Origin of the sequence: Neobacillus rhizosphaerae (assembly GCF_050477885.1) — a bacterium.
Taxonomy (GTDB): Bacteria; Bacillota; Bacilli; order Bacillales; family Cytobacillaceae; genus Neobacillus; species Neobacillus rhizosphaerae_A.
In genome coordinates, this window is record NZ_JBCNAC010000180.1 from 22,818 (window position 1) to 43,547 (window position 20,730).

The following is a 20,730-nucleotide window of genomic DNA, read 5'->3' on the forward strand; positions in this document are numbered from 1 at the left end:
AGATTGACTTTACTCTGATAAAGATTATAATAAATTTAATTAATATTAATCCGATAAAACTAATGTGAATTATAGGTAAAGTGGGTGAGGTATATGTTTCTTCATATAGACCATGTGAATAAAGAATTTGGTAACCAATCTGCGACTAATACGGTTCTTTCAAATATTAATCTTGACATTAAGGAAGGAGAGTTTGTCTCTATCCTTGGACCTTCAGGTTGTGGAAAATCAACATTATTATCAATTGTGGCCGGTTTAACCAAGCCATCTAGTGGTGAGGTAATTCTGAACGGTGAGAAAATTACCAAGCCAGGGAGAGACCGCGGAATGGTATTCCAGCAGGCAGCGCTTTTTCCTTGGATGACAGTAGAAGAGAATGTGATGTTTGCACTAAGGAAGGAAATGAAAAAGAAAGAGGCAAGGGAGGTTGCTCACCATTACTTGAAAATGGTACAACTAAGCAACTATACGAAGCATTCACCACATGAGTTATCAGGTGGTATGCAACAACGGGTATCCATTGCCAGAGCCTTATCAATGAATCCTAAAGTATTACTAATGGATGAACCGTTTGGCGCTCTTGATGAACAAACCAGATCAAGGCTTCATCTTGAATTAGAAAAAATTTGGATCGAAACGAGAAAAACCATTTTGTTTGTTACTCATAGTATTCGTGAGTCTATCAAGCTATCAGACAGAATCATTGTTATGGGAACACGACCTGGTGTGGTTCTAGAAGATCTTCCGGTAAAAATACCAAGACCTCGTGAAAATCATACACAAATGGTAGCAAAATTAGAGGAAAAGATTATGAGTTTATTACAATCAGAGATTGATAAAGTGGTAAAAGAGGAATTAGCCTATGCAGCCAACAATTAAACGTATTATCTTCTTTGTAGCCTTAGTTGTGTTATGGCAGGTGGGTGTATCAGTGAGTGGTGTTTCACCCTCTGTTATGCCGGCACCAACGGATGTCCTAGAGGCGTTAATCAAGGGCTTTGCTGATAAAACATTAATCTATGATATTTTAGCGAGTTTCCGCCGCTTATTCATTGGTTTAGGTATATCGATTGTTCTAGGCTTAGGTCTTGGCATTCTTTTAGCGAAAAATAAAACCGCGGATGAAACGTTAGGAACACTGGTCTTAGCACTTCAGAGTGTACCTAGTATTGTTTGGTTACCAATTGCGATTATGTGGTTCGGACTGAACGAAACATCGGTCATTTTTATCGTAGTCCTTGGTGCTACGCTTGTCATGACCATTAATATGAGAATAGGCATAAAAAATGTGCCGCCTCTTTATATACGAGCAGCACAAACTATGGGGTCTGGTGGGTTCGACCTCTTTACGGGCGTGATTTTTCCAGCGTCCATTCCTTACGCCGTAACGGGAGCAAGACTTGGTTGGGCATTTGCTTGGCGAGCACTCATGGCTGGGGAAATTCTAAGCACAGGACCTGGACTAGGCTATACGCTGAAATACGCTTCAGATTTTGGCAATATGAGTATGGTTATTGCCATTATGATTATCATTGGTGTGATTGGCACCGTTGTTGATATTGTCTTCTTCCAACGAGTGGAACAAAACGTAATTCGCCGTTGGGGTCTAGAAACAACTAATTAAGGGGGAAATAGAGAAATGAAGAAACAGACTGCGATTATTAGCTTATTATTCCTACTTCTAATGGGGGCATTAGCTGGATGTGGGACAGACCAAGCAAGTTCAGGATCAGGTAAAGAAGAGAAAAAGGTTGTTATAGGCTATTTCCCTAATATTGACCATGCACCTGCCATGATTGCACGTGAAAAAGGCTACTATGAAAAAGAATTAGGGGATGGCGTTAAAGTGGAATACAAGACGTTCCCTGATGGCGGTGCCTTTATGACCGCACTAAAAACTGGAGAGATTGATGCAGGTTTAGTTGGTCCAGGACCTGTTATGAATAACTTCACAAATGGCGCTGACGTAAAAATTATTGCAGGAGCATCTTCAGGTGGAACAGCGATTGTTGCTAGCAAGAAAAGCGGAGTGAATTCTGTAGAGGATTTCAATGGTAAAACTTTTATTACTCCAGGCGTAGGTTGTACGCATGATGTTCAAATGGAGACATTCTTACAAGATTTCGGTATTTCTTCTGCGCGAATTGGCGGTACACTAAAGCATGTAACTGGTAATCCAGCACAATATGCAGCTATGTTTGAATCAGGAAAAGTGGATATCGCAGCTGTTCCAGAGCCATGGGCTTCACAGTTAGTAAAAGAAGCTGGTGCAAAAATTATCGTTGACAGCAAAAAGATTTCTTTTGGAACCACATTACCGAATACAATTCTCGTTTCAAGCGGCAAGAAAATTAAAGCGGACAAAGATATTATTCAAAAGATTGTAGATGCACAAAATGAGGCGATTGCTTTTATCAAGGATAATCCTGATGAAGCTAAAGAAATTACGATTAAGAGCATTAAAGAGAGCACAAAACAAGAACTAGATAAGGAAATTGTTGATGGTGCTTGGGAAAATATCCGTTTTACAACGGATGTCAATAAAGATGTAATCCAAGACTTCGCTAACTCTTCTGTTGAGCTTAAGTTCTTGAAGGAAAAGCCGGATTTTGCGTCTTTAATAGATTTACAATTTATTAACTAATATGAATGAAAGGTGCTGGTGTCATTTGACTCGGCACCTTTTTGTGAAAAAGGGTGGTTTTCGTTGAAACGTATATTATTTCTCCTCCTTTGCGTGACGGTTCTATCTTCGTGCTCAAAGGAAGAAAAGAAAGTAGAGAATGATTTTCCACTGCACATGGAAGTGGGCAATTTCGATGGGATTAACCAAGATGGAGAGGCGTTTTCTTTTTCTAAGTTAAAGGGAAAAGTGTGGGTAGCCGACTTTATGTTTACCAATTGCGATACGGTCTGCTCTCCTATGACGGCAAACATGGCCATGCTGCAGCGTAAATTAGCTGATGAAGATGTAGATGCCCATCTTGTTTCTTTTAGTATTGACCCTGAAAATGATCAACCAGGGGTATTAAAGGACTATGCAAGTGGGGTAGGTGCTGATTTTTCGAATTGGGACCTTGTTACTGGTTATAAGCAGGAGTTCATTGAGAGCTTTGCAAATAAATCTTTTATGGCGGCAGCAGCTAAACTAGAAGGATCGAATCAATTTGTTCATAGTACTTCCTTTTATTTAGTAGATGAAAAGGGGATTGTTGTACAAAAATATGAAGGGGTATCGGAGCCGCCTTATGAGCAGATTGTGAAGGATATAAAGTCGTTACAATAAGTTTGCAACTTGTTGTTTATAATATTATGTTAACTAAATACCGAACTTATGGGGCCATAAAAGAAAAACAATGGCCCCATTTTTTTATTTTAGTATCTCCCTAAACTCTTTCCCCTTTTGAACATAGTGTTCACTGGACATTTGCAGCATCTGCAGGTCCTTTTCTGTTAGTTCTCTAACGACTTTACCTGGCGAGCCTAGAACGAGGGAGCGGGGCGGTATTTTAATTCCTCCAGCAAGCAAAGTATTGGCGCCAATTATACATTCCTCGCCAACCTCGACGTTGTCTAATAACGTGGAACCCATTCCTATAATCGAACGCTTCCCAATTTTACATCCATGTAAAATAACATTGTGGCCGACCGTTACATCATCTTCAATAATGACAGGGAAACCCTCGTATAGGTGAATAGTCGAGTTGTCTTGAATACTGCATCTCTCGCCAACGATAATTGGTCCATCATCACCCCTAAGTACTGCGTTAAACCAAACCGTTGATTCTTTTCCAATCTGAACATTCCCAATGATATACGCCCCTGGTGCCACAAAGACAGAATCATGAACAGTAGGTGAAACTCCATTGTACGGAATCAACATCATAAATCACTCCAATAACTTTCAGAATAATCTTACATCTAAATAAAATTATAACATGAAGTGTGCAATACACCGCTCAAAAATGCCTAATTAAATTGTAAGCGCTTCATAATTTACAAAATAGTAAAAATAATCAAAAAACATTGACAGTGATTTTTTTCGGTGGTAACCTTATAAAAAATTAATCTTGAATCTATGAAGAGAAGAGTAGGATTTGCTCCTTGTTTCACAGAGAGTCGGCATATGCTGGGAGCCGATAACAGGGCAATCTGAAGATCATCTCAGAGATGTTTAGCTGAACAGTCCAAGTAGGCTACACCGGTTTGTCCGCCGTTATGATGGAACACGTACAAGAAATTGTACGTTGATCGAGAGCCGCAGCTTCTTTTTGAACTTGCGGAAGTAGGGTGGTATCGCGAGTTAACTCGTCCCTATATTATGGGGACGGGTTTTTTGTTGTTTTTAGACAATAAATATCTATTTCTAACATACATGAATTATGTGGGAGGGAACGTGAAGATGAATCAACAGGTCGATAAAAAAGCGTTTAATGTGGAGGATATTATTATTGCCAGCCATACCATCAAGGATGTGATTTCACCAACTCCATTGCAGTATAATCATTTGCTTTCCGAACGGTATGAATGCCAAGTGTATTTAAAACGGGAAGATTTACAAAGTGTTCGTTCATTTAAAATTCGTGGCGCTTACAACCGTATTAAAAAATTGAATGGGGAAGAACTTCAAAACGGGATTATTTGTGCAAGTGCAGGAAATCATGCACAAGGTGTTGCTTACTCCTGCCATTTGTTAAACATCAACGGAAAAATCTTTATGCCGAGTACGACGCCAAAGCAAAAGGTGAACCAGGTAAAGTTTTGGGGAAAGGACAGTGTGGAGATTGTCCTCGTGGGGGATACCTTCGATGATGCATATGATAAAGCAATGGAATGTAGTCGGAATGAAAACCGAACTTTTATTCACCCTTTTGATGATTATGATGTGATTGCAGGTCAAGGAACCGTTGCTGTTGAATTGTTAAATGATTGTCCTGAAAAAATTGATTATCTGTTTGCGGCAATCGGTGGTGGTGGTCTCCTTGCTGGAGTAGGTACGTACTTAAGGCACTATTCCCCGCAAACACAATTAATCGGCGTCGAACCTCAAGGAGCACCAGGGATGAAGACATCTATTTTAAAGGGAGAAGTAACGAAGCTCGAAGAAATCGATCCATTTGTCGATGGTGCTGCAGTTAAAACAGTAGGTACAAAAACCTTTACCATTTGTAAGGAAATTGTGGATGAAATTACGGTTGTTCCAGAAGGTAAGGTGTGCACGACGCTTTTGTCCCTCTATAATGAAAATGCTATTGTCGTTGAACCAACCGGTGCGCTTTCCGTTGCAGCTCTAGATACATATGCAGATCAAATAAAAGGGAAAACAGTGGTTTGTATTGTAAGTGGCGGCAACAATGATATTGGAAGGATGCAGGAAATTAAAGAGCGTTCTAAACTATACGAAGGACTTCAGCATTATTTTATTGTACAGTTTCCACAGCGTCCGGGTGCATTACGTGAGTTCCTATTTGATGTACTTGGACCAAATGATGATATTAGCCATTTTGAGTACACGAAAAAGAACAATAGAGAAACGGGACCTGCGTTGGTAGGGATTGAGCTGAAGGATAAAGAAGATTACTTCCCATTAATTGAAAGAATCAAGGCAAAAGGCTTCATTTACAGAGAAGTGAACAATGATAGTACGTTGTTTCAAATGCTGGTATAGACGTGAAAAGACCTTCCTTTATGGAAAGGTCTTTTTTTACTAACATGATACTTAACAAATGTCATTTTTAAGGTATAATATTATCTGTGTATGAATCAGTATTTTTTTGTGCTGGATTCAATAAATAGAAATTATCATGAACTGCTAATTATTATACTGAAACGGTACATGTTAGTATAATAAATTTGTGTAGATTCAAAGCGGAAAGAGAGTGTTCATAATGGGTCGTAAATGGAACAATATTAAAGAAAAAAAAGCGTCCAAAGATGCAAATACTAGTCGTATCTATGCGAAATTTGGTGTGGAAATCTTTGTAGCAGCGAAGCAAGGGGAGCCAAATCCAGAATCTAATCAGTCATTACGATTTGTTCTCGAGCGGGCTAAAACCTACAATGTACCGAAACACATTATCGACCGTGCGATTGATAAAGCAAAAGGTGGTTCTGAAGAAAGCTATACTGAACTTCGTTACGAGGGCTTTGGACCAAACGGTTCCATGGTCATTGTTGATGCCTTAACAAATAACGTAAACCGAACTGCTTCAGATGTCCGTGCTGCATTTGGTAAAAATGGTGGGAACATGGGTGTAAGCGGTTCTGTTGCCTATATGTTTGATGCTACTGCTGTAATCGGTGTCGAAGGTAAGTCCTCTGATGATGTCCTTGAACTTTTAATGGAAGCCGATGTAGATGTACGCGACATTATTGAGGAAGAAGATTCTGTCATTGTTTATGCTGAACCTGATCAGTTCCATGCAGTTCAAGAAGCATTTAGAAACGCGGGAATTACAGAGTTCACAGTAGCCGAGCTAACTATGCTTGCACAAAATGATGTAACTCTTCCTGAAGATGCACAAGCTAAATTTGAAAAAATGATTGATGCACTTGAAGATTTAGATGATGTTCAACAAGTGTACCACAATGTGGATTTAGGTGAATAATTAATAAGCAGACCTTCCTCAGGTCTGCTTTTCTTTTTAAATAATTGAATAAATTTTCTGTTCCGTTTAACAATAAAAACAGTGTTATTGTTTAACACTAAAATTTCAATGTGGAGGGATATGCTTTGGATATTCTTTTTAGCTTACTCTCAACCTTACGAATTATGAGTTATAGAGCGGTCTATTTTATTAGACATATGAATTACAGACTGCAATGGCTATTTCATATGTACGCTCTAGCATAGGGTATTCAAGTATTGATATTCGCATTGAAGGAAGAAAAGGCGAGCATGGGATCATGCTTGCCTTTTTAATAGCTATCAAAAGAATAATTATTTTTTTACAGCGGACAGGATAAAAATCGTAGCAATAATTAAAAATGAACCAATCCATTCTGCTGCTCCAAAGGGAATATGTAGCCAAGCAACTGCTAAAAAGGCAGCTGATAATGGTTCGACACAGGCTAAAAGACTAGCCTCAGATGCTTTTATGTATTTCATACTTTCCATGTAGCAGAAGAAGGCAATTAACGTGCCAAAAATGACTACAAAAATTACGCCTAAAAAAGAAGGAAGGCTCCAGGTTCCTTGAAACACCCATGGCGGATGAATGAAGCTAAAACTAATTCCTCCGACTGTCATTCCCCAGCCAACCGTGATTAATGATCCCCAGTTTGATAATAAATCCCTCGGATAAAGTGTATAGAATGCAAGTGAAAAAGCGGACAAGATTCCCCAAAATAAAGCAGAAACGGAAATGGAAAGTGAATGGATATTTCCTTGAGTAACAAGAAGAAATGTTCCCAATAGAGCAAAAACTATCGCAATCCCTTCATGCTTAGTAGGTAGCTTATTCCCTCGTATACTTAAATAACCAGCAATAATTACAGGTGCAAGGTATTGTAAGACCGTGGCGGTTGCTGCATTTCCATGTTCAATCGCTGCAAAATAGGTAAATTGAACACCAAACATCCCTAAGATGCCAAAAACGATGAGTTTCACCACATCCATTTTGTTTTTCCAAATCAGCCAAATATTTTGCTTTCCAACCGTTTGAGAAAACAGGAGTAAACCTACTCCTGAAAAAATTAACCTAGTGACAACAAGCCAACTGGTACTGAAGCCTTGTTGATGAAATAAGTATTGAGCAACCGTCCCGGAAACTCCCCAAAAGGTAGCTGCAATTATGACTAAAATCATCCCTTTTGTCCTTGGATACGCCAAGATGACACCGCGCGAATTCATTTTATCCCTCCAAAAGATGCAAACTAATTATCTATAAATATAGCAAAGTTTACTATAGTTATGTAATAAATTTGCTAATAAGTGGGTGTGATGCGCGTACGGCACTATATTTTACTGATAGAATAGAAGAAGGAATAAGCTAGCAAATTCTTATCAAATTGCTAGCAATTTGATAATTCATGCTACTTATAGTTATTTAAGCGCAAACATAAGAAATTATTATGTACATTGATAAGAAGTTCAATCTATACGTTTTGAATTTATTACCATAAAATAGTACTATCAAGCAACAAGGGGGATTACCAATGAAAGCAATTATCGTCCCTGAATTTGGGGCACCAGAGGTTATGCAGTATGTAGAGGTTGAGACACCAAAAATAAGTGCTAGTCAGGTATTAATTAGAGTAGAGAAAACGAGTGTGAATTATGCAGATGTGAAAGCGAGATATGGTGAAAAAGGAAAAGGAAACTTCCCTTTTATTCCTGGACTTGATACGGCTGGTGTGATTGTGGAAGTTGGGGCAGAGGTAAATCATTTACAACCGGGACATAGAGTCATAGCATTTCCAGCAAATGGGTCTTACGCAGAATTTGTAGTAGCGGAAGGTATTCTTACATATGAAATTCCCGATTCGATGGATTTTGCCACTGCAGCTGCCTGTCCTATTGTTTCTTTTCTTTCTTATAAACTATTAGCCGATATTGCAAGGATCGAAAAGGGGGAAACCATCCTCATTCATTCCGCAGCAGGTGGAGTGGGAACTACGGCTATTCAGATGGCAAAACTGCTAGGTGCAAGTAAAATTATTGGGACGGTTGGTGACGAAAATAAAGAATCTGTTGCACTAAAGGCTGGTGCCGACCATGTTATTTGCTATAACAACGACGATTTTTCACGAAAAGTAAATGAATTAACAGATAATCAAGGAGTAGATATTGTCCTCGATTCCATTGCAGGTGAGATAACAGGGCAAAGTCTAACCTGTCTTGCACCATATGGAAGGCTGGTTCAATTTGGAAATTCAAGTGGGTCAGTAGGTAGCTTTAAAACCAGTGATCTGCATTCTAGTTGTCGGTCGGTGCTAGGCTTTAGCTTAGGGACGACAAGGAAAAAACGACCAGAGACCTTACAATCCACGGCAAAGGAAGTGCTCAGATTGTTTAGTGAAGGGAAATTAAAAATGAAGATTGGTCATCACTACCCTTTGGAGGCTGCTATTACAGCTCATAAGCTAATTGAAAGTAGATTAAGTATTGGAAAAATCATATTAGATGTAAAAGAAACTCTATCATAAAATAATAGGCCTCTAAGCTAGATGTTGAAAAGCCCCTAATCAGACTAAACTGATTTTAGGGGTTATTTTTTGTAAAAATAACATGTCCGCAATATAGGTAAATGTTATATGATGGATATTATAGATAGATCTACCAGTTAATAGTTTAGGGGGTAATTTTTAAAAATATGAAAAGACAGTACGATCTCGATTGGATTCGTGTCCTCGCAACACTCGCCGTTTTCATTTATCATTGTTTCATGTTTTTTAATCCCTGGCCTTGGCATGTAAAAAATAATGAGACCGACCCAAGCTATATTACATCGGTCTCCTTGTTTATGAGTTCCTGGTTGATGCCAATTTTTTTTGCTTTATCGGGCATGAGCTCCTATTATGCCCTGAAGAAAAGGTCTGGGAACGAATATGTGAAGGAACGACTTGCCAGGTTAGGTGTACCGCTTTTGTTTGGTGTTATGATTCTAACACCTCCACAAGTATATATGGAACGCGTTAGTCATGGTCAATTTTCCGGATCCTTTTTTTCTTGGTTCCCGCAGTATTTTGATGGAGTTTATTTAGATATTGGTGGTACGGGGAATTTTGCTTTTGTAGGTCTTCATTTATGGTATTTGTTCATTCTTATGCTATTTAGCCTTATTACGCTTCCACTTTTTCTTAAAATGAAACCAACTATTACGAAAGAATTGAAATCATACCAGTTATATCTAATGGCTATTCCTTTAATGATTGTGTCCGCTTTCGTGGATGTTGTTGGTCTTGGAGGTTGGGATATTACTTTTTATTTGGTCCTATTTTTATTTGGTTATTTTATTCTTACAAAAGAATCTTTCAAAAAGGTGATTCAAAAACTGCTTCCTATCAATCTAGTTATTTCAGTTTGTACAACTGTTATTTTTGTAAATGGATTCTTTTCAGGTATGTCTTCATTTGGTTTTATAGCAGCAATATTGTTTGCATCCATTAAGGCACTGAATTGTTGGACGTGGATCCTTGTCATTTTTGCTGTAGCGGAAAGGCATTTATCTTTTTCAAATAAGTGGTTATCATACGGTTCGCAAGCATCCATGCCATTCTATGTTCTTCATCAGCCGGTTATTGTTACGATAGGATTTTTTATTGCAAATGAGGCATGGTCCATTCCAGTAAAACTCATCTTTTTAATGGTTGTTGCTTTTTTAATCATAATGCTAGTTTATCATCTAATGATTTCCAAGGTATCTACTTTACGAATCCTGTTTGGTATCAAGGGAGATAGTAAAACAAAGTCTAGCCCAGATGTTAATATATTTGATTCGAAAAATTTGTAAGAAGCATCTAAAAGTAGCCCAGTTCGATTTGAACTGGACTATTTCATTCTGTTAATAAAATAATATATTTATAGAATGTGACTTTCAAAATAATTTATTCAAAATGTTTAGTGACAAATTCCCCAATTTCATCAATTGCCTGTTGACCCTCTGGGATGGCGAACGTTTGAAAAACATGCCACATATCATCCCATACCTTAAAGTTGACTTCAACCCCCGCTGCTCGAGCACGATCCACTAGACGTGCCGCATCACTTAGTAGGATTTCATCATTTCCAACATGAACTAACAGAGAAGGAAGCCCTGTTAAATCAGCATATATTGGTGAAACAAGAGGATGACGTGGATCTAGATCGCGAATATACAACGCTGGGGTTAAACGAGTGGCATCTGGTGATAACCAGGGGTCCGCTTCTGCACGTGTTACCATGGATTCCCCTGTGCCTTCCATGTCTGTCCAAGGGGATAATAGCACAGCTAAGGCAGGCAGCGGGTCGCCCGCATCCTTAAGAGATAAAAGGGTTGCTAATGTTAGTCCGCCGCCTGCTGAATCACCACCGATGACGATATTTTTTGAAGATACACCTGAGTTGAGAAGCCATCGGTAGACACGAACGGCATCTTCAATTGCAGCTGGAAAAGGATGTTCAGGAGCGAGTCTGTATTCCGGAACAAGTACACGTGCGGCAGTGGAGCGAGACAGCTTTGATGCTAAATATCGGTGTGTATTACAGCTACCCATTATGTAGGCACCACCATGAAGGTAAAGGAAGACACGGTCTTCCATAGCATTTGGTGCGTTGACCCATTCCGCTGGTATCCCCTCAATTTCCACTTTTTCAACAGTAATATCTTGAGCTACTGGGGTCAAAGCGGATAAAGCTTCTAATCCTTGTCTAGCTGTTTCAATATTTGCTTCAGGTGATTGGTTTGCCTTTGACATCTGTAAATACTGCCTTACTAAGATACTTTCTTGACTGGCCATCAAAATTTCCCCTTTCAATTTGTGAGTAAGTGCATACATATATGTAATTCTCCGTAATTGACCGATTTCCTCCATAATTTAACATACGTACAAAGGAACATTTTAAGATGTTCTTTTCTATATCACCATAACAGTAGGAAAAAACAGAAACCGGTAACGTAGGAAGGATCTACGTGACCGAAACCATTCAAAAAATGAAAAACGGTCACGTAGTGGATCTACATGACCGTTTTAAACAGATTTCTATAAAGTGATCTTCTATGTGTATCATTATACTGAAGTTCCAACTAGTTCTTACCGCGGTATTAATGGTTTAACCGAGATAGCAGGAGAGAAATTTGTAATGATGCAACCCTCTAATTGCTGTGGACTTAACAGCCCTAAATTAAAGGCTGATTTTATTTTACTATCATCTGGTTTCTTAACCACTTGGATGAGATCATGCATCTGTAATTCTTCTAGTCTTCTAACGGTGTCCACTTCATGATATTTTTCAGTTTTACGAATCTGTCTTTGTAGTTTGAATCCACTTATTGTAATTTCCCCTTTATGGTTGCACCCGACAAGATTATTAAAATATGCTTGGAAAGCGTCCTTTAGTGTACTCATTTCCATTTCAATTTCTTTTTTCTTTTTATTAAGCTCGTAATACTTGTTTAACATCTCACCTGTAATTAAGGAATCATTGTTATTTAACAATCTCCTCGCCTCCTTACGAACGTATATTCTATATTATGATTATCCTGCCGAAATAAGTACTGAAGAAAAAAATTCTCACATATTTGGGGTCAGGCACCACAATAAGAAAAAATATTTGCATTCTTGCCGAATTACTGGCAATCTTATGTAAGTAGTATTAAAATCTTCTCGGAAAGACAAATAGGTGATTAAATGATTGAAGTAAAGACATCGAAGCTTAGTGATGGAGAATTAAATAGAGGGGTATTTGCGACACAGGATATAGCAAAAGGTGAATTAATCCATGAGGCACCGGTTATTCCTTATCCAAACAGAGAGCATGTTCATATTGAGAAAACATTGCTAGCTGATTATGCTTTTGAGTATGGACAGAACCACACAGCCCTTTTGTTAGGATATGGTATGCTATTTAATCATTCTTATCAGCCTAATGCCATTTATGAAATTAACTTTCCAAATCACACTTTTGACTTTTATGCATATCGGGATATAAAAGCAGGAGAAGAAATTCTTATCAATTATAATGGCGATGTGGATGATGACGAGCCGCTTTGGTTCAACAAAGAGGAAAAAACAGATAGCCTAAATGAGTAATTAAAGAGGATAGAGAAGGAGCGATGATATTCGCCTTTTCTATCCTTTTGTTTTTATGAGAAGTTATAATTTATTGCGAGGTAACAACAATTTGTTTATAGTTATGCTGTGAAAAGATGGAAAAAGAGAATTAACCAATGTTGAGGAGTTTAGGAGTTTTTTTAAGGGGAAGGGTTCAACTACTTAAGAAAATTCCAGAGAGGGGCTGGGAAGTAGTATGAAATGCAATGTTACAAAGGGTTGTATTAATTATGAAATTTCAGGTAGCGGTTTTCCGATTCTAATTTTGCATTCGATGGGGACTGACTACCGGTCGATGAAGGCTTGGTTAGAGCCTGTTTATAATGATATTGAGGGGTTTCAAAGGATATATATTGATATCCCTGCACACGGACAAAGTTTGATTGATGATCAGTTTGCAACTTCGGACGACATGCTTTTGAATATCTTAGAATTTATTGATCGGATTATTCCAAATCGAGAATTTTCCCTAATAGGCTTTTCGTATGGTGGATATTTAGCCCAAGGAATTTTGCACCAAAGGAGAAACCTTGTGAAAAGTATTTGTTTATTGGCTACTGCACTCCACCTAAAAGAAAAAAGAATTCTTCCTGAAAAAGTAATTCAGGATCAAGATACTGGTGCATTAATGGGATTGGATTCAGATATTAGAATAGCGTTTGAAACATTAATGAATATCCAAAATAAAGAAAACCTCGAAATTTTTTTACGGGAAATTCAACCTGGTCGCTTATTAGCAAATCGGGATTTTTTACTGTCAAATTGGAGAGAAAAAGGCTATTACTTTTCGGAAGAACCATTTCAGGACGCTGATATGGTTTCACTCCCCGCTCTCTTTATCTTAGGGAAACAGGATTCAATCTGTGGTTACAAAGATCACTTTGATCTTTTTGAAAAATTTCCTCATGCCACGTTCGTTGTATTAGATCAAGCGGGACATATGTTACATATCGAAAAACGTGAAATTGTTCAGGGTTTAATTAAAGATTGGTTAACTAGGACGAGTACCATGAGTTAATAATTGAATAAAGCAAGAAACAAGGTCAATCGGATAAAAAATTCCGGTTGACCTTGTTTTTTAGTAAGGCAATTTAGTCAAAACTAATAAAACTAACCATTTTATCGGTATGATACTGAAGGAGTGCAAGAATTTGACTAAGGTAGAGATTTTAAAGTTATTAATATTTATTGAGTCGGTCTACACAAACTTTGTAACAAAAGATGAAGTCGTCCTTTTTTGGTTTGAGATAGGTCCGTATTTGGACTATGAAAAAGTGTTGGTTAAAGTTAGATGCCATATTAGACAAAGCCCGTATCCTCCTACTTTTGTGGATCTGGATGATTTTAAAGGAGAATTGGTGATGGCTCCTTTGTTTTATGCTGCAAGAGAAAATGATATTAGAGTTAACATTCAAGATTCTCGATCAGCATGGATGTGTGAGTACTCCATTAGATAGGTTTAGGGTTGGCCTTGTTTACTAAAAAAGGGTACCCGCCCATGCCTTTTTGAAATTTCAACATAATCTAGACTGTAACCTACACAAAGGAGAGTTGCTCTAATGAATAATATAATGCAATTTACAGGTGAAACGAGGACAATGGGTGGATTCCCAGGTATGGGTGGAACAGGAACAATGGGTGGATTCCCAGGCATGGGTGGAACAGGAACAATGGGTGGATTCCCAGGCATGGGTGGAGCAGGAACAATGGGTGGATTCCCAGGTATGGGTGGAGCAGGAACAATGGGTGGATTCCCAGGTATGGGTGGCATGAGTATGGGAGGATTTCCAGGCATGGGCGGCATGGGCATGGGAGGATTTCCTGGCCATGGTTGGCATGGCGGATGGGGAGGATTCCATGGTCATCCATGGCATGGCGGTTGGGGAGGACACCACGGTCATCCATGGCATGGCGGTTGGGGAGGTCACTTCGGGCATGGAGGATTTAGCGGCTTTTGAAGTTCTCCAGTTAATGATTGATATGGAGGCTTGTGACGACCCATCATTCAATAATGAATGACGTTTTTTTTCAGGCTATAGATATAAAATAAAAATGTTTATCTTAACTTGTTTAGAAATATAAAATTAGGTATGCCCTCAAACAAAAAAGAAAAAGCCTTGTTCAATCAAGGCTTTTTCTTATGAATTACAAATTTGTGTAAATTGTTAACTGAAATAAAATAATGATAATCCCTATTTCGTAGACTAGTATTTTCTGATAATTACAATTAATATAGTATTATTCTGGTAAAAATAGGGGGAGATAGAAATGTTTATACAAAAGGCCACTATAAATGAACTTGAAGTCGTAACCGAACTATTTGATTTGTACAGAGTGTTTTACCAACAAGATTCAGACCTTTATGCAGCTAAAGAGTTTTTGAAAGAAAGAATGGTAAATGAGGAGTCTGTTATTTTCGCCGCTTTCGAAGACAATACAGCACTTGGATTTGTTCAGCTTTATCCATCGTTTTCATCGGTGAGCATGAAACGCTCTTGGGTACTAAATGATTTATATGTCAAACAGGAGGCACGTGGAAAAGGCGTAGGGGAGAATCTGATTAAAACGGCGCTTCATTTTGCAAAAGAATCAGGGGCAAAGGGTGTTTTGCTTGAAACAGGCAAGGGGAATGTTAACGCCCAAAGACTCTATGAAAAAATAGGATTTGTGAAGGAAACGAACTATTTTTATTACTATTCGGTTTAAAATCTGCATAAATAGAATAGTAGTTTGTGGGGAGGCGAAAAATGAACCAGAGAAAGAAATTTATGATTAATTGTTTTATTTTCATGGTTTTGAGTCTCATTGGTTTTGCATTAATTGCTGCCAGCACGATGAATCCTTCACAATATTCCGGTAATGGTAATTTTGCCATTCTGTTTACATTGCCAACCGTACCACTCTACCTTTTATTTCTTTATTATCTAAGCCGATGGATCTATAAAATAATAAACGGAATAAGTATGAAAAATCGGCTTACTTTTCTTGGCTGTATGGCAGTTGTATTTTTGGTACTCATCTTCTTGGAAGTTAGATACATTCAGAATTTGGTTATCTTACTTGGAGGAGGGCCAGAGAGACCAGAATCGAGAATCTACCGTTTTGGCTGGTATAATCAATATACCAATACGATATATTTTAATTGGATCACCTTCAGCTTGGGTATGATTATAAGTGTGATGATTTCAATCGGTTATAGTCTAATAAAAAAGAGTTCACGCCATAACTAGAGGAAGCAGAAAAATGACTGCTTCCTCTCTTTTATGAATAACCCTATGACTTCATTCCCGTTCATATTCGTTAATTATTCAAATTTCCTGAACTTTTAGTACCCATAAATCTGTTAAATTGAAAATATAGTATAGATGAGGTGATGTTATAATGAAAAATTTAGCGTCAACGGATGAGGTTCAGGGTGGGAAAGTCTATATGGTTGAAATGCAGGATGGAGAAATTAGTTCTTTTCGCGTGTTAAGTGAGACACTAACCCATTATATTTTTTCTTATTCTACTAACGAAAATGTAGAAGTATTTGAAAAGGCCAAAAATGAAGTAATTGGTATATTTGAGGTTCGTGAGTGGTGGGATACAAAGGGAAAAAAGGAAGGTCCATTAGTAAACAGGTAATCTTCTAAAAAAGCCTCATTATTTTCTAATATGTTAAAATAATACATATATAGAAAATAACTTTTTACAGCAAGGGGAGAGGTTCGTGCTTTTTCATTACCATTTTTGGACACCACATCTAGAGGAAATGGAGACCTTTTATCAAGCCCAGGGGTTTCGGGTAAATCAACGGTTAGGGAAATATAAAGGATCGTTTCAAACCTTTAATCCTCCATTATCCTGGGATGAATTCAGAGATCAAGGGATCATATTTCGTATCATTGAAATGAAGAAAGGGAATGTAAATATAAGCTTTGGTTTTGGAAAACGTGTAATGTTTGATCATATTGGGTTCCTCGTGACAAATGAAGAGAAAAGCGAAATATGTGAAAATGCCAACCTATTGAACTGGAAAGTGGAATTAGGAGAGAGGAGGACCTTCATAATTACACCGTATCAATTTTTGATTGAATTACAAACACATTTAGATGCAGTAGATGGAGATGGAAAGAAAGCAGAAATTGATAAAATGATCATCTCTACGCCCATTGAGGGATTGGAGAAGGACTTGGAGATGCTTTTTGGAAGAAAAGTCCTTGAAATACAAAATATCATAGAAGAAACTGTGATGTTGAAAGAAGTAAAGCTATCGATAGTTGATAAAAATGAAATTATTGACCCAAATGGGGTACTAATTAATCTTGGTTCATGAGCAGAATCTTTTATAAAAATCCCCCCTTATTCGAAGGGGGGATTCTCTTTATTTCGAATTACCAAGAAGTTCAGCCAAATGTTTACGAATAGCTTCTGGATTTCCGGAAATTTGTTCTTCTCTTTGTTGGTCTTTTCTCCATTTCTCGAGTGATTTCACTAATACCTCTTGCTCAATGGTTTGTGGAATGACTACAACACCGTCCGCATCCCCAACAATTAAATCCCCGGGAAGGATAGTGGTACCTCCGCAGGAAATTGGAACATTCACTTCGCCAACTCCTGCTTTGCCACTTGCAGCTACAGTCGTTCCCTTACAAAAGATAGGAAAATTCAATTCTTTTATTCCGACAATATCACGAATGACTCCGTCAACAACAAATCCACTAATACCAAGAGTTTGAGCCATTCCAACAACAAAGTCTCCAGCGATTGCTCGATAATGGTCGCCTTTTGCATCAATGACTAAAACATCACCTTGTTTTGCCTCGTTTATAGCTTTTAGTACTGCAAGATTATCCCCAACAGGAATTTTGACTGTGAATGCTCTCCCAACAAGTTTATATACTTCCTTTAGTGGTTTGATGGTTGGATGCAGGTTATTTAAACCGTCCATCGCATCGGAAATACATGTAGTGGGAATATTGCGAAATTTTGCTGCGAACTGATCCATTTTCATTCTCCTTTCTCCCATTCTTCTATAATAAATTATAGCTTAAAACAGAAAAAGGAGGACTTTTTTATGTAGTCCTCCTGGTCATTATTTATTTTTTAAGGAATGATATTGGGCAATATGGTTATCTAATATTTGGCTGATTTGAACAGTTCTTTCGTTTGTAAGGCCATTAGTTAGTCCGCAATGAATCATTTCATTTCGAAGAGCCTCGATGGCAGCTTTTAATTCACTATATGTCAGTTCCTTCACTAGCATAATACCCACATCCAAATTTAAGTAGTTTAGTACATGTATTTACATTTTTAACAATAAATATGGAAAGTAACTTTAGTTCAATTATAAGGTAAATAAATGTGGTATTGCAGTGAAACATCTCACATTTAGTGAACATTCTAGTACATTTTTCATATGAAGGTAGTATTAATTACACAGAAAAGGTGGTGGAGTCACTTTTTTAAATAATACTATTTTTGGCAGCATTACTATCGTTTAAGTCTGCGTCTTGGATATATGAAATAGGGATGATCATTGGGACAAAATCTCCATTTTGTTCTCCATACCCTTGATTTCGTTTGTAGGAGATGAAATGGTCTACGAACTGTGTTGGGCCCGTGTTAAGCAGGGAGCCATGGTCCAATACGTTAACTTTTAAAGCTCCAACATTCACTATCATCGGTGCAAAAATCATTTCGCTCCCCCTCCGAGTACTGTTCTCTTTAAATTATGCTGTTCTTAACCGAATTACTATCTGTAACATCAGGGTCTACTACCCAAGAAATTGGAATATATACAGGAGAGAGGTCTCCATTTTGTTCTCCAACGCCCTGGTTTCGTTTATAAGTTTGGAACTGATCAATAAGCTGGTAGGGGCCTAAGTTAACAAAGGAACCATTATCTACAGTATTGACCTTAAAGCCCAAAAATGTAATCGCCATTGGTGCAATGTTCAATAAAATCACTCCTATGCACTAATTTCTGTTATACACATGGTTGTAGATGCACAAGCTATTTATCATTTTTTACAGAAGGTGAGTCACTACAATCATCATCTAAAATCATGTGGATGGGGATGGCTGTTATCGAGAGGTCTGCACTTTGCTGGCCAAAACCTTGATTTTTTTTTCCAGCGACATTATTACCTATTAGGAAGTTTGACCCTAATGAAATAGGACTTGTGTGATCTGCGCTGTTTATCTTCAAATCACCAATATTGATTTTTGTTGGGATAAAAATCATCCTTACCTCCTATGGTTCTTTTTAGAAATGAAGATGTCTTTAAATATATTCGCTGGAAGGAAGTATCAGAACGTGATAAAAATCCATAAAAAAAGAAAGTGGGGGTAAACCACTTTCAATGAAGGAAAACTTTTATGGGTTAGTACAGCATATGTACTTGCTTGTACGTGCATGTAGTGAACATGTCCATTTGAAAAAAATATTTTTAAAAAAGGGCGCTAACAAATCTTTTGAATAAGCTCAATCGTATTATTTTTTGGCGAATTGACCAACGATGAAACCTGGTATGATTCCATTAAACCCTCATATAGAGGAACAAGGAATTGATTTAAAAAATGTGGGTCTGTAATAGATGGATCCAGCCAGATTTTCTCATCCTCCGGTTTCAATATAACGGGCATTCGATCATGAATATCCTTCATTAATTCATTTGGCCTTGTAGTAATAACCGAACAAGTGTGGATTGTTTGACCGCCTGGCGACTTCCAGCCCTCCCAAATTCCTGCCATTGCAAATAACTCATTGGACCTTAGTTTGATTCGTATAGGGGTTTTTGTTTTATCTTCGTTCCTCTTCCATTCATAAAAGCTATCAGCAATAACTAAGCAACGCTTTTTCATAAATGCATTTCGGAAGCTGGGCTTCTTATTTAAAGTCTCCGCGCGGGCATTAATCATTTTATGACCAATAGATGCATCCTTTGCCCATGGGGGTATTAAGCCCCATTTTAAATAACCCAGTCTGTTTGACTTTCCATCATTAATCACTGCAAGCACACCCTGAGAAGGTGCAATATTATAACTGGGGGAATAAAATTCTTCATCGAGGAAAGATTTAATTTCATAACGATCCAAAATTTCTTCCAAGCTAGCAGTAAGTGTAAATCGACCACACATTCTAGGTCACCTCAATGTTTATTTACGTTTATTGTAGCAAAGTAAATCAAAAAAGGTGAAACAAGTCCAATGATTGTAGAAAAAAGAGCCTCAATTATATTTGAAGGCTCCTAAATTACTTTTTTCAATGTGTTCTTCTTGCGAAATCCACAAAACGAAATTTATCAGGTCTATGTCTTGATTCTGTAAATTGGAAAAGGGTAGCATCATCTAAATAAACATAATTTTTGATAACAACCACATTATGAAAGCCATCTAAGTCTAAAAGGGTGCGGTCTTCCAAAGTAGGCTCAACTACGACAATTTCCTTTTTAGCAAAGCTTATTGTTAGATTTAATTCGTTTTCAATATATTGGTAGATCGAGTCAGCACAAATCTCTTCCGTTAAATGCGGAACAAACTTTTTACTTAAGAAATCCTTATCTAAAATAATCTTTTCCCCATTCATTTCCCTTGTACGTACGACCTTCCAAACCTGTTCTTTACTTCCTAATTGTAACTGTTGTCTAATGAATCCATCGGGTTTCATTAAAGAAAGCTCATTCACAATCGTTTTTGGTTTGCTCCCCATTTTATTGGCAAGTTCTTTAAAACTGACCAATCCTGAGACAGGGAAATCAAACTTACTAATGTCTATGACAATTGAACCTTTACCTCTAACTTTTTGGATATATCCGTTTTGCGAGAGCAGGTTTAACGCTTTCCGAATGGTTTCCCTCGATGTATCGAATTGTTCCTTTAATTCGTTTTCTGAGGGAAGAAGCGTCTGTGGTGGAATTTCCCCACTCTTAATTTGCTCCACAATATTGTTATAGATGGTTAGGTATTTGTTTGTCATTGTGACATCTCCGT

General features: G+C 37.7%; 27 protein-coding genes and 1 other annotated feature. Of the genes, 16 read left to right on the plus strand and 11 right to left on the minus strand.

Translation table 11 applies throughout. The features are described from left to right. Nucleotides 1-93: 93 nt before the first annotated feature. The 4 genes from ABES03_RS24025 (at nt 94) to ABES03_RS24040 (ending at nt 3,286) form a co-directional block, all read left to right on the plus strand. Nucleotides 94-879: an ABC transporter ATP-binding protein gene (locus tag ABES03_RS24025; RefSeq protein ID WP_430121450.1), complete on the plus strand. Its 786-nt coding sequence runs from the start codon at nt 94-96 to the stop codon at nt 877-879. After that, nucleotides 863-1,624 (plus strand): ABC transporter permease, encoded by a 762-nt coding sequence (locus ABES03_RS24030; protein ID WP_430121452.1) that lies wholly within the window; start codon nt 863-865, stop codon nt 1,622-1,624. The genes ABES03_RS24025 and ABES03_RS24030 overlap by 17 nt, the downstream gene beginning before the upstream one ends. Nucleotides 1,625-1,639: 15 nt before the next feature. Next, a complete protein-coding gene (locus tag ABES03_RS24035) occupies nt 1,640-2,644 on the plus strand; it encodes an aliphatic sulfonate ABC transporter substrate-binding protein (protein ID WP_430121454.1) in 1,005 nt (334 codons plus the stop codon). Nucleotides 2,645-2,707: 63 nt separating this feature from the next. Next, nucleotides 2,708-3,286, plus strand: a complete 579-nt coding sequence (locus ABES03_RS24040; protein ID WP_430121456.1) for an SCO family protein — start codon at nt 2,708-2,710, stop codon at nt 3,284-3,286. Nucleotides 3,287-3,370: 84 nt separating this feature from the next. On the opposite strand, the gene ABES03_RS24045 is transcribed toward ABES03_RS24040, so the two are convergent. After that, nucleotides 3,371-3,883, minus strand: coding sequence for a gamma carbonic anhydrase family protein (locus ABES03_RS24045; protein ID WP_430121522.1), 513 nt, complete (start codon nt 3,881-3,883; stop codon nt 3,371-3,373). A gap of 186 nt (nt 3,884-4,069) precedes the next feature. Continuing rightward, nucleotides 4,070-4,319 (plus strand) — a binding site (T-box leader). A gap of 83 nt (nt 4,320-4,402) precedes the next feature. Between ABES03_RS24045 and ilvA the strand changes: the two genes are divergently transcribed. Together ilvA and ABES03_RS24055 are read left to right on the plus strand one after the other, a co-directional pair. Then, nucleotides 4,403-5,668 carry a threonine ammonia-lyase IlvA gene (ilvA, locus tag ABES03_RS24050; RefSeq protein ID WP_430121458.1) on the plus strand — a complete coding sequence of 422 codons (1,266 nt, stop codon included), beginning with the start codon at nt 4,403-4,405 and terminating at the stop codon, nt 5,666-5,668. 220 nt (nt 5,669-5,888) lie between these two features. Beyond that, complete coding sequence (locus tag ABES03_RS24055; RefSeq protein ID WP_430121460.1) at nt 5,889-6,608, plus strand: YebC/PmpR family DNA-binding transcriptional regulator; 720 nt, start codon at nt 5,889-5,891, stop codon at nt 6,606-6,608. 332 nt (nt 6,609-6,940) lie between these two features. On the opposite strand, the gene ABES03_RS24060 is transcribed toward ABES03_RS24055, so the two are convergent. Further along, on the minus strand, nt 6,941-7,852 hold the full coding sequence (locus ABES03_RS24060) for an EamA family transporter (RefSeq protein ID WP_430121462.1): 912 nt from the start codon (nt 7,850-7,852) through the stop codon (nt 6,941-6,943). 305 nt (nt 7,853-8,157) lie between these two features. Here ABES03_RS24060 and ABES03_RS24065 point away from each other — a divergent pair, with 305 nt between their 5' ends. Together ABES03_RS24065 and ABES03_RS24070 are read left to right on the plus strand one after the other, a co-directional pair. Then, nucleotides 8,158-9,147, plus strand: a complete 990-nt coding sequence (locus ABES03_RS24065) for a quinone oxidoreductase family protein (RefSeq protein WP_430121464.1) — start codon at nt 8,158-8,160, stop codon at nt 9,145-9,147. A 167-nt stretch (nt 9,148-9,314) separates the two neighbouring features. After that, nucleotides 9,315-10,454 carry an acyltransferase family protein gene (locus ABES03_RS24070; protein WP_430121466.1) on the plus strand — a complete coding sequence of 380 codons (1,140 nt, stop codon included), beginning with the start codon at nt 9,315-9,317 and terminating at the stop codon, nt 10,452-10,454. A 94-nt stretch (nt 10,455-10,548) separates the two neighbouring features. Here ABES03_RS24070 and ABES03_RS24075 read toward each other — a convergent pair whose 3' ends face one another. Then, entirely contained in the window at nt 10,549-11,439 is an 891-nt protein-coding gene (locus tag ABES03_RS24075; RefSeq protein ID WP_430121468.1) for an alpha/beta hydrolase, read from the minus strand. A 294-nt stretch (nt 11,440-11,733) separates the two neighbouring features. Then, the gene (locus tag ABES03_RS24080; protein ID WP_430121470.1) at nt 11,734-12,138 is read right to left on the minus strand and encodes a hypothetical protein; all 405 of its coding nucleotides are present in this window, start codon (nt 12,136-12,138) and stop codon (nt 11,734-11,736) included. A gap of 192 nt (nt 12,139-12,330) precedes the next feature. Here ABES03_RS24080 and ABES03_RS24085 point away from each other — a divergent pair, with 192 nt between their 5' ends. The 8 genes from ABES03_RS24085 (at nt 12,331) to ABES03_RS24120 (ending at nt 17,071) form a co-directional block, all read left to right on the plus strand. Beyond that, on the plus strand, nt 12,331-12,732 hold the full coding sequence (locus tag ABES03_RS24085) for an SET domain-containing protein (RefSeq protein ID WP_430121472.1): 402 nt from the start codon (nt 12,331-12,333) through the stop codon (nt 12,730-12,732). Between the two features lie 217 nt (nt 12,733-12,949). Further along, a complete protein-coding gene (locus ABES03_RS24090) occupies nt 12,950-13,771 on the plus strand; it encodes an alpha/beta fold hydrolase (RefSeq protein WP_430121474.1) in 822 nt (273 codons plus the stop codon). A gap of 133 nt (nt 13,772-13,904) precedes the next feature. Then, complete coding sequence (locus ABES03_RS24095) at nt 13,905-14,210, plus strand: hypothetical protein (RefSeq protein WP_430121476.1); 306 nt, start codon at nt 13,905-13,907, stop codon at nt 14,208-14,210. Between the two features lie 102 nt (nt 14,211-14,312). Further along, nucleotides 14,313-14,711 (plus strand): hypothetical protein, encoded by a 399-nt coding sequence (locus ABES03_RS24100; RefSeq protein WP_430121478.1) that lies wholly within the window; start codon nt 14,313-14,315, stop codon nt 14,709-14,711. Nucleotides 14,712-15,021: 310 nt separating this feature from the next. Next, nucleotides 15,022-15,459, plus strand: coding sequence for a GNAT family N-acetyltransferase (locus tag ABES03_RS24105; RefSeq protein WP_430121480.1), 438 nt, complete (start codon nt 15,022-15,024; stop codon nt 15,457-15,459). A 41-nt stretch (nt 15,460-15,500) separates the two neighbouring features. Then, nucleotides 15,501-15,983, plus strand: a complete 483-nt coding sequence (locus ABES03_RS24110) for a hypothetical protein (protein ID WP_430121482.1) — start codon at nt 15,501-15,503, stop codon at nt 15,981-15,983. A 151-nt stretch (nt 15,984-16,134) separates the two neighbouring features. Then, nucleotides 16,135-16,380 carry a hypothetical protein gene (locus ABES03_RS24115; protein WP_430121484.1) on the plus strand — a complete coding sequence of 82 codons (246 nt, stop codon included), beginning with the start codon at nt 16,135-16,137 and terminating at the stop codon, nt 16,378-16,380. Between the two features lie 85 nt (nt 16,381-16,465). Next, the gene (locus ABES03_RS24120) at nt 16,466-17,071 is read left to right on the plus strand and encodes a hypothetical protein (protein WP_430121486.1); all 606 of its coding nucleotides are present in this window, start codon (nt 16,466-16,468) and stop codon (nt 17,069-17,071) included. A gap of 48 nt (nt 17,072-17,119) precedes the next feature. Here the strand turns inward: ABES03_RS24120 and ABES03_RS24125 are convergent, their stop codons facing one another. The 7 genes from ABES03_RS24125 to treR form a co-directional block, all read right to left on the minus strand. Further along, nucleotides 17,120-17,743 carry an RraA family protein gene (locus ABES03_RS24125; RefSeq protein ID WP_430121524.1) on the minus strand — a complete coding sequence of 208 codons (624 nt, stop codon included), beginning with the start codon at nt 17,741-17,743 and terminating at the stop codon, nt 17,120-17,122. 87 nt (nt 17,744-17,830) lie between these two features. Further along, the gene (locus ABES03_RS24130) at nt 17,831-18,001 is read right to left on the minus strand and encodes a Spo0E family sporulation regulatory protein-aspartic acid phosphatase (protein ID WP_430121488.1); all 171 of its coding nucleotides are present in this window, start codon (nt 17,999-18,001) and stop codon (nt 17,831-17,833) included. A gap of 199 nt (nt 18,002-18,200) precedes the next feature. Next, nucleotides 18,201-18,434 (minus strand): hypothetical protein, encoded by a 234-nt coding sequence (locus ABES03_RS24135; RefSeq protein WP_430121490.1) that lies wholly within the window; start codon nt 18,432-18,434, stop codon nt 18,201-18,203. A 28-nt stretch (nt 18,435-18,462) separates the two neighbouring features. Then, complete coding sequence (locus ABES03_RS24140) at nt 18,463-18,681, minus strand: hypothetical protein (RefSeq protein WP_308084178.1); 219 nt, start codon at nt 18,679-18,681, stop codon at nt 18,463-18,465. Nucleotides 18,682-18,751: 70 nt separating this feature from the next. Further along, nucleotides 18,752-18,982, minus strand: a complete 231-nt coding sequence (locus tag ABES03_RS24145; protein ID WP_430121492.1) for a hypothetical protein — start codon at nt 18,980-18,982, stop codon at nt 18,752-18,754. A gap of 218 nt (nt 18,983-19,200) precedes the next feature. Continuing rightward, a complete protein-coding gene (locus ABES03_RS24150; protein WP_430121494.1) occupies nt 19,201-19,878 on the minus strand; it encodes an SOS response-associated peptidase in 678 nt (225 codons plus the stop codon). A 124-nt stretch (nt 19,879-20,002) separates the two neighbouring features. Then, nucleotides 20,003-20,716: a trehalose operon repressor gene (gene treR, locus ABES03_RS24155; RefSeq protein WP_430121496.1), complete on the minus strand. Its 714-nt coding sequence runs from the start codon at nt 20,714-20,716 to the stop codon at nt 20,003-20,005. Between the last annotated feature and the right edge of the window lie 14 nt (nt 20,717-20,730).

Coding starts and splice junctions, on each gene's coding strand:
- ABES03_RS24025 (WP_430121450.1), top strand. CDS start 94: ATGTTTCTTCATATAGACCATGTGAATAAAGAATTTGGTAACCAATCT.
- ABES03_RS24030 (WP_430121452.1), top strand. CDS start 863: ATGCAGCCAACAATTAAACGTATTATCTTCTTTGTAGCCTTAGTTGTG.
- ABES03_RS24035 (WP_430121454.1), top strand. CDS start 1,640: ATGAAGAAACAGACTGCGATTATTAGCTTATTATTCCTACTTCTAATG.
- ABES03_RS24045 (WP_430121522.1), bottom strand. CDS start 3,883: ATGTTGATTCCGTACAATGGAGTTTCACCTACTGTTCATGATTCTGTC.
- ilvA (WP_430121458.1), top strand. CDS start 4,403: ATGAATCAACAGGTCGATAAAAAAGCGTTTAATGTGGAGGATATTATT.
- ABES03_RS24055 (WP_430121460.1), top strand. CDS start 5,889: ATGGGTCGTAAATGGAACAATATTAAAGAAAAAAAAGCGTCCAAAGAT.
- ABES03_RS24060 (WP_430121462.1), bottom strand. CDS start 7,852: ATGAATTCGCGCGGTGTCATCTTGGCGTATCCAAGGACAAAAGGGATG.
- ABES03_RS24065 (WP_430121464.1), top strand. CDS start 8,158: ATGAAAGCAATTATCGTCCCTGAATTTGGGGCACCAGAGGTTATGCAG.
- ABES03_RS24070 (WP_430121466.1), top strand. CDS start 9,315: ATGAAAAGACAGTACGATCTCGATTGGATTCGTGTCCTCGCAACACTC.
- ABES03_RS24075 (WP_430121468.1), bottom strand. CDS start 11,439: ATGGCCAGTCAAGAAAGTATCTTAGTAAGGCAGTATTTACAGATGTCA.
- ABES03_RS24085 (WP_430121472.1), top strand. CDS start 12,331: ATGATTGAAGTAAAGACATCGAAGCTTAGTGATGGAGAATTAAATAGA.
- ABES03_RS24090 (WP_430121474.1), top strand. CDS start 12,950: ATGAAATGCAATGTTACAAAGGGTTGTATTAATTATGAAATTTCAGGT.
- ABES03_RS24100 (WP_430121478.1), top strand. CDS start 14,313: ATGAATAATATAATGCAATTTACAGGTGAAACGAGGACAATGGGTGGA.
- ABES03_RS24105 (WP_430121480.1), top strand. CDS start 15,022: ATGTTTATACAAAAGGCCACTATAAATGAACTTGAAGTCGTAACCGAA.
- ABES03_RS24110 (WP_430121482.1), top strand. CDS start 15,501: ATGAACCAGAGAAAGAAATTTATGATTAATTGTTTTATTTTCATGGTT.
- ABES03_RS24115 (WP_430121484.1), top strand. CDS start 16,135: ATGAAAAATTTAGCGTCAACGGATGAGGTTCAGGGTGGGAAAGTCTAT.
- ABES03_RS24125 (WP_430121524.1), bottom strand. CDS start 17,743: ATGGATCAGTTCGCAGCAAAATTTCGCAATATTCCCACTACATGTATT.
- ABES03_RS24130 (WP_430121488.1), bottom strand. CDS start 18,001: ATGCTAGTGAAGGAACTGACATATAGTGAATTAAAAGCTGCCATCGAG.
- ABES03_RS24135 (WP_430121490.1), bottom strand. CDS start 18,434: ATGATTTTTGCACCGATGATAGTGAATGTTGGAGCTTTAAAAGTTAAC.
- ABES03_RS24140 (WP_308084178.1), bottom strand. CDS start 18,681: ATGGCGATTACATTTTTGGGCTTTAAGGTCAATACTGTAGATAATGGT.
- ABES03_RS24145 (WP_430121492.1), bottom strand. CDS start 18,982: ATGATTTTTATCCCAACAAAAATCAATATTGGTGATTTGAAGATAAAC.
- ABES03_RS24150 (WP_430121494.1), bottom strand. CDS start 19,878: ATGTGTGGTCGATTTACACTTACTGCTAGCTTGGAAGAAATTTTGGAT.
- treR (WP_430121496.1), bottom strand. CDS start 20,716: ATGACAAACAAATACCTAACCATCTATAACAATATTGTGGAGCAAATT.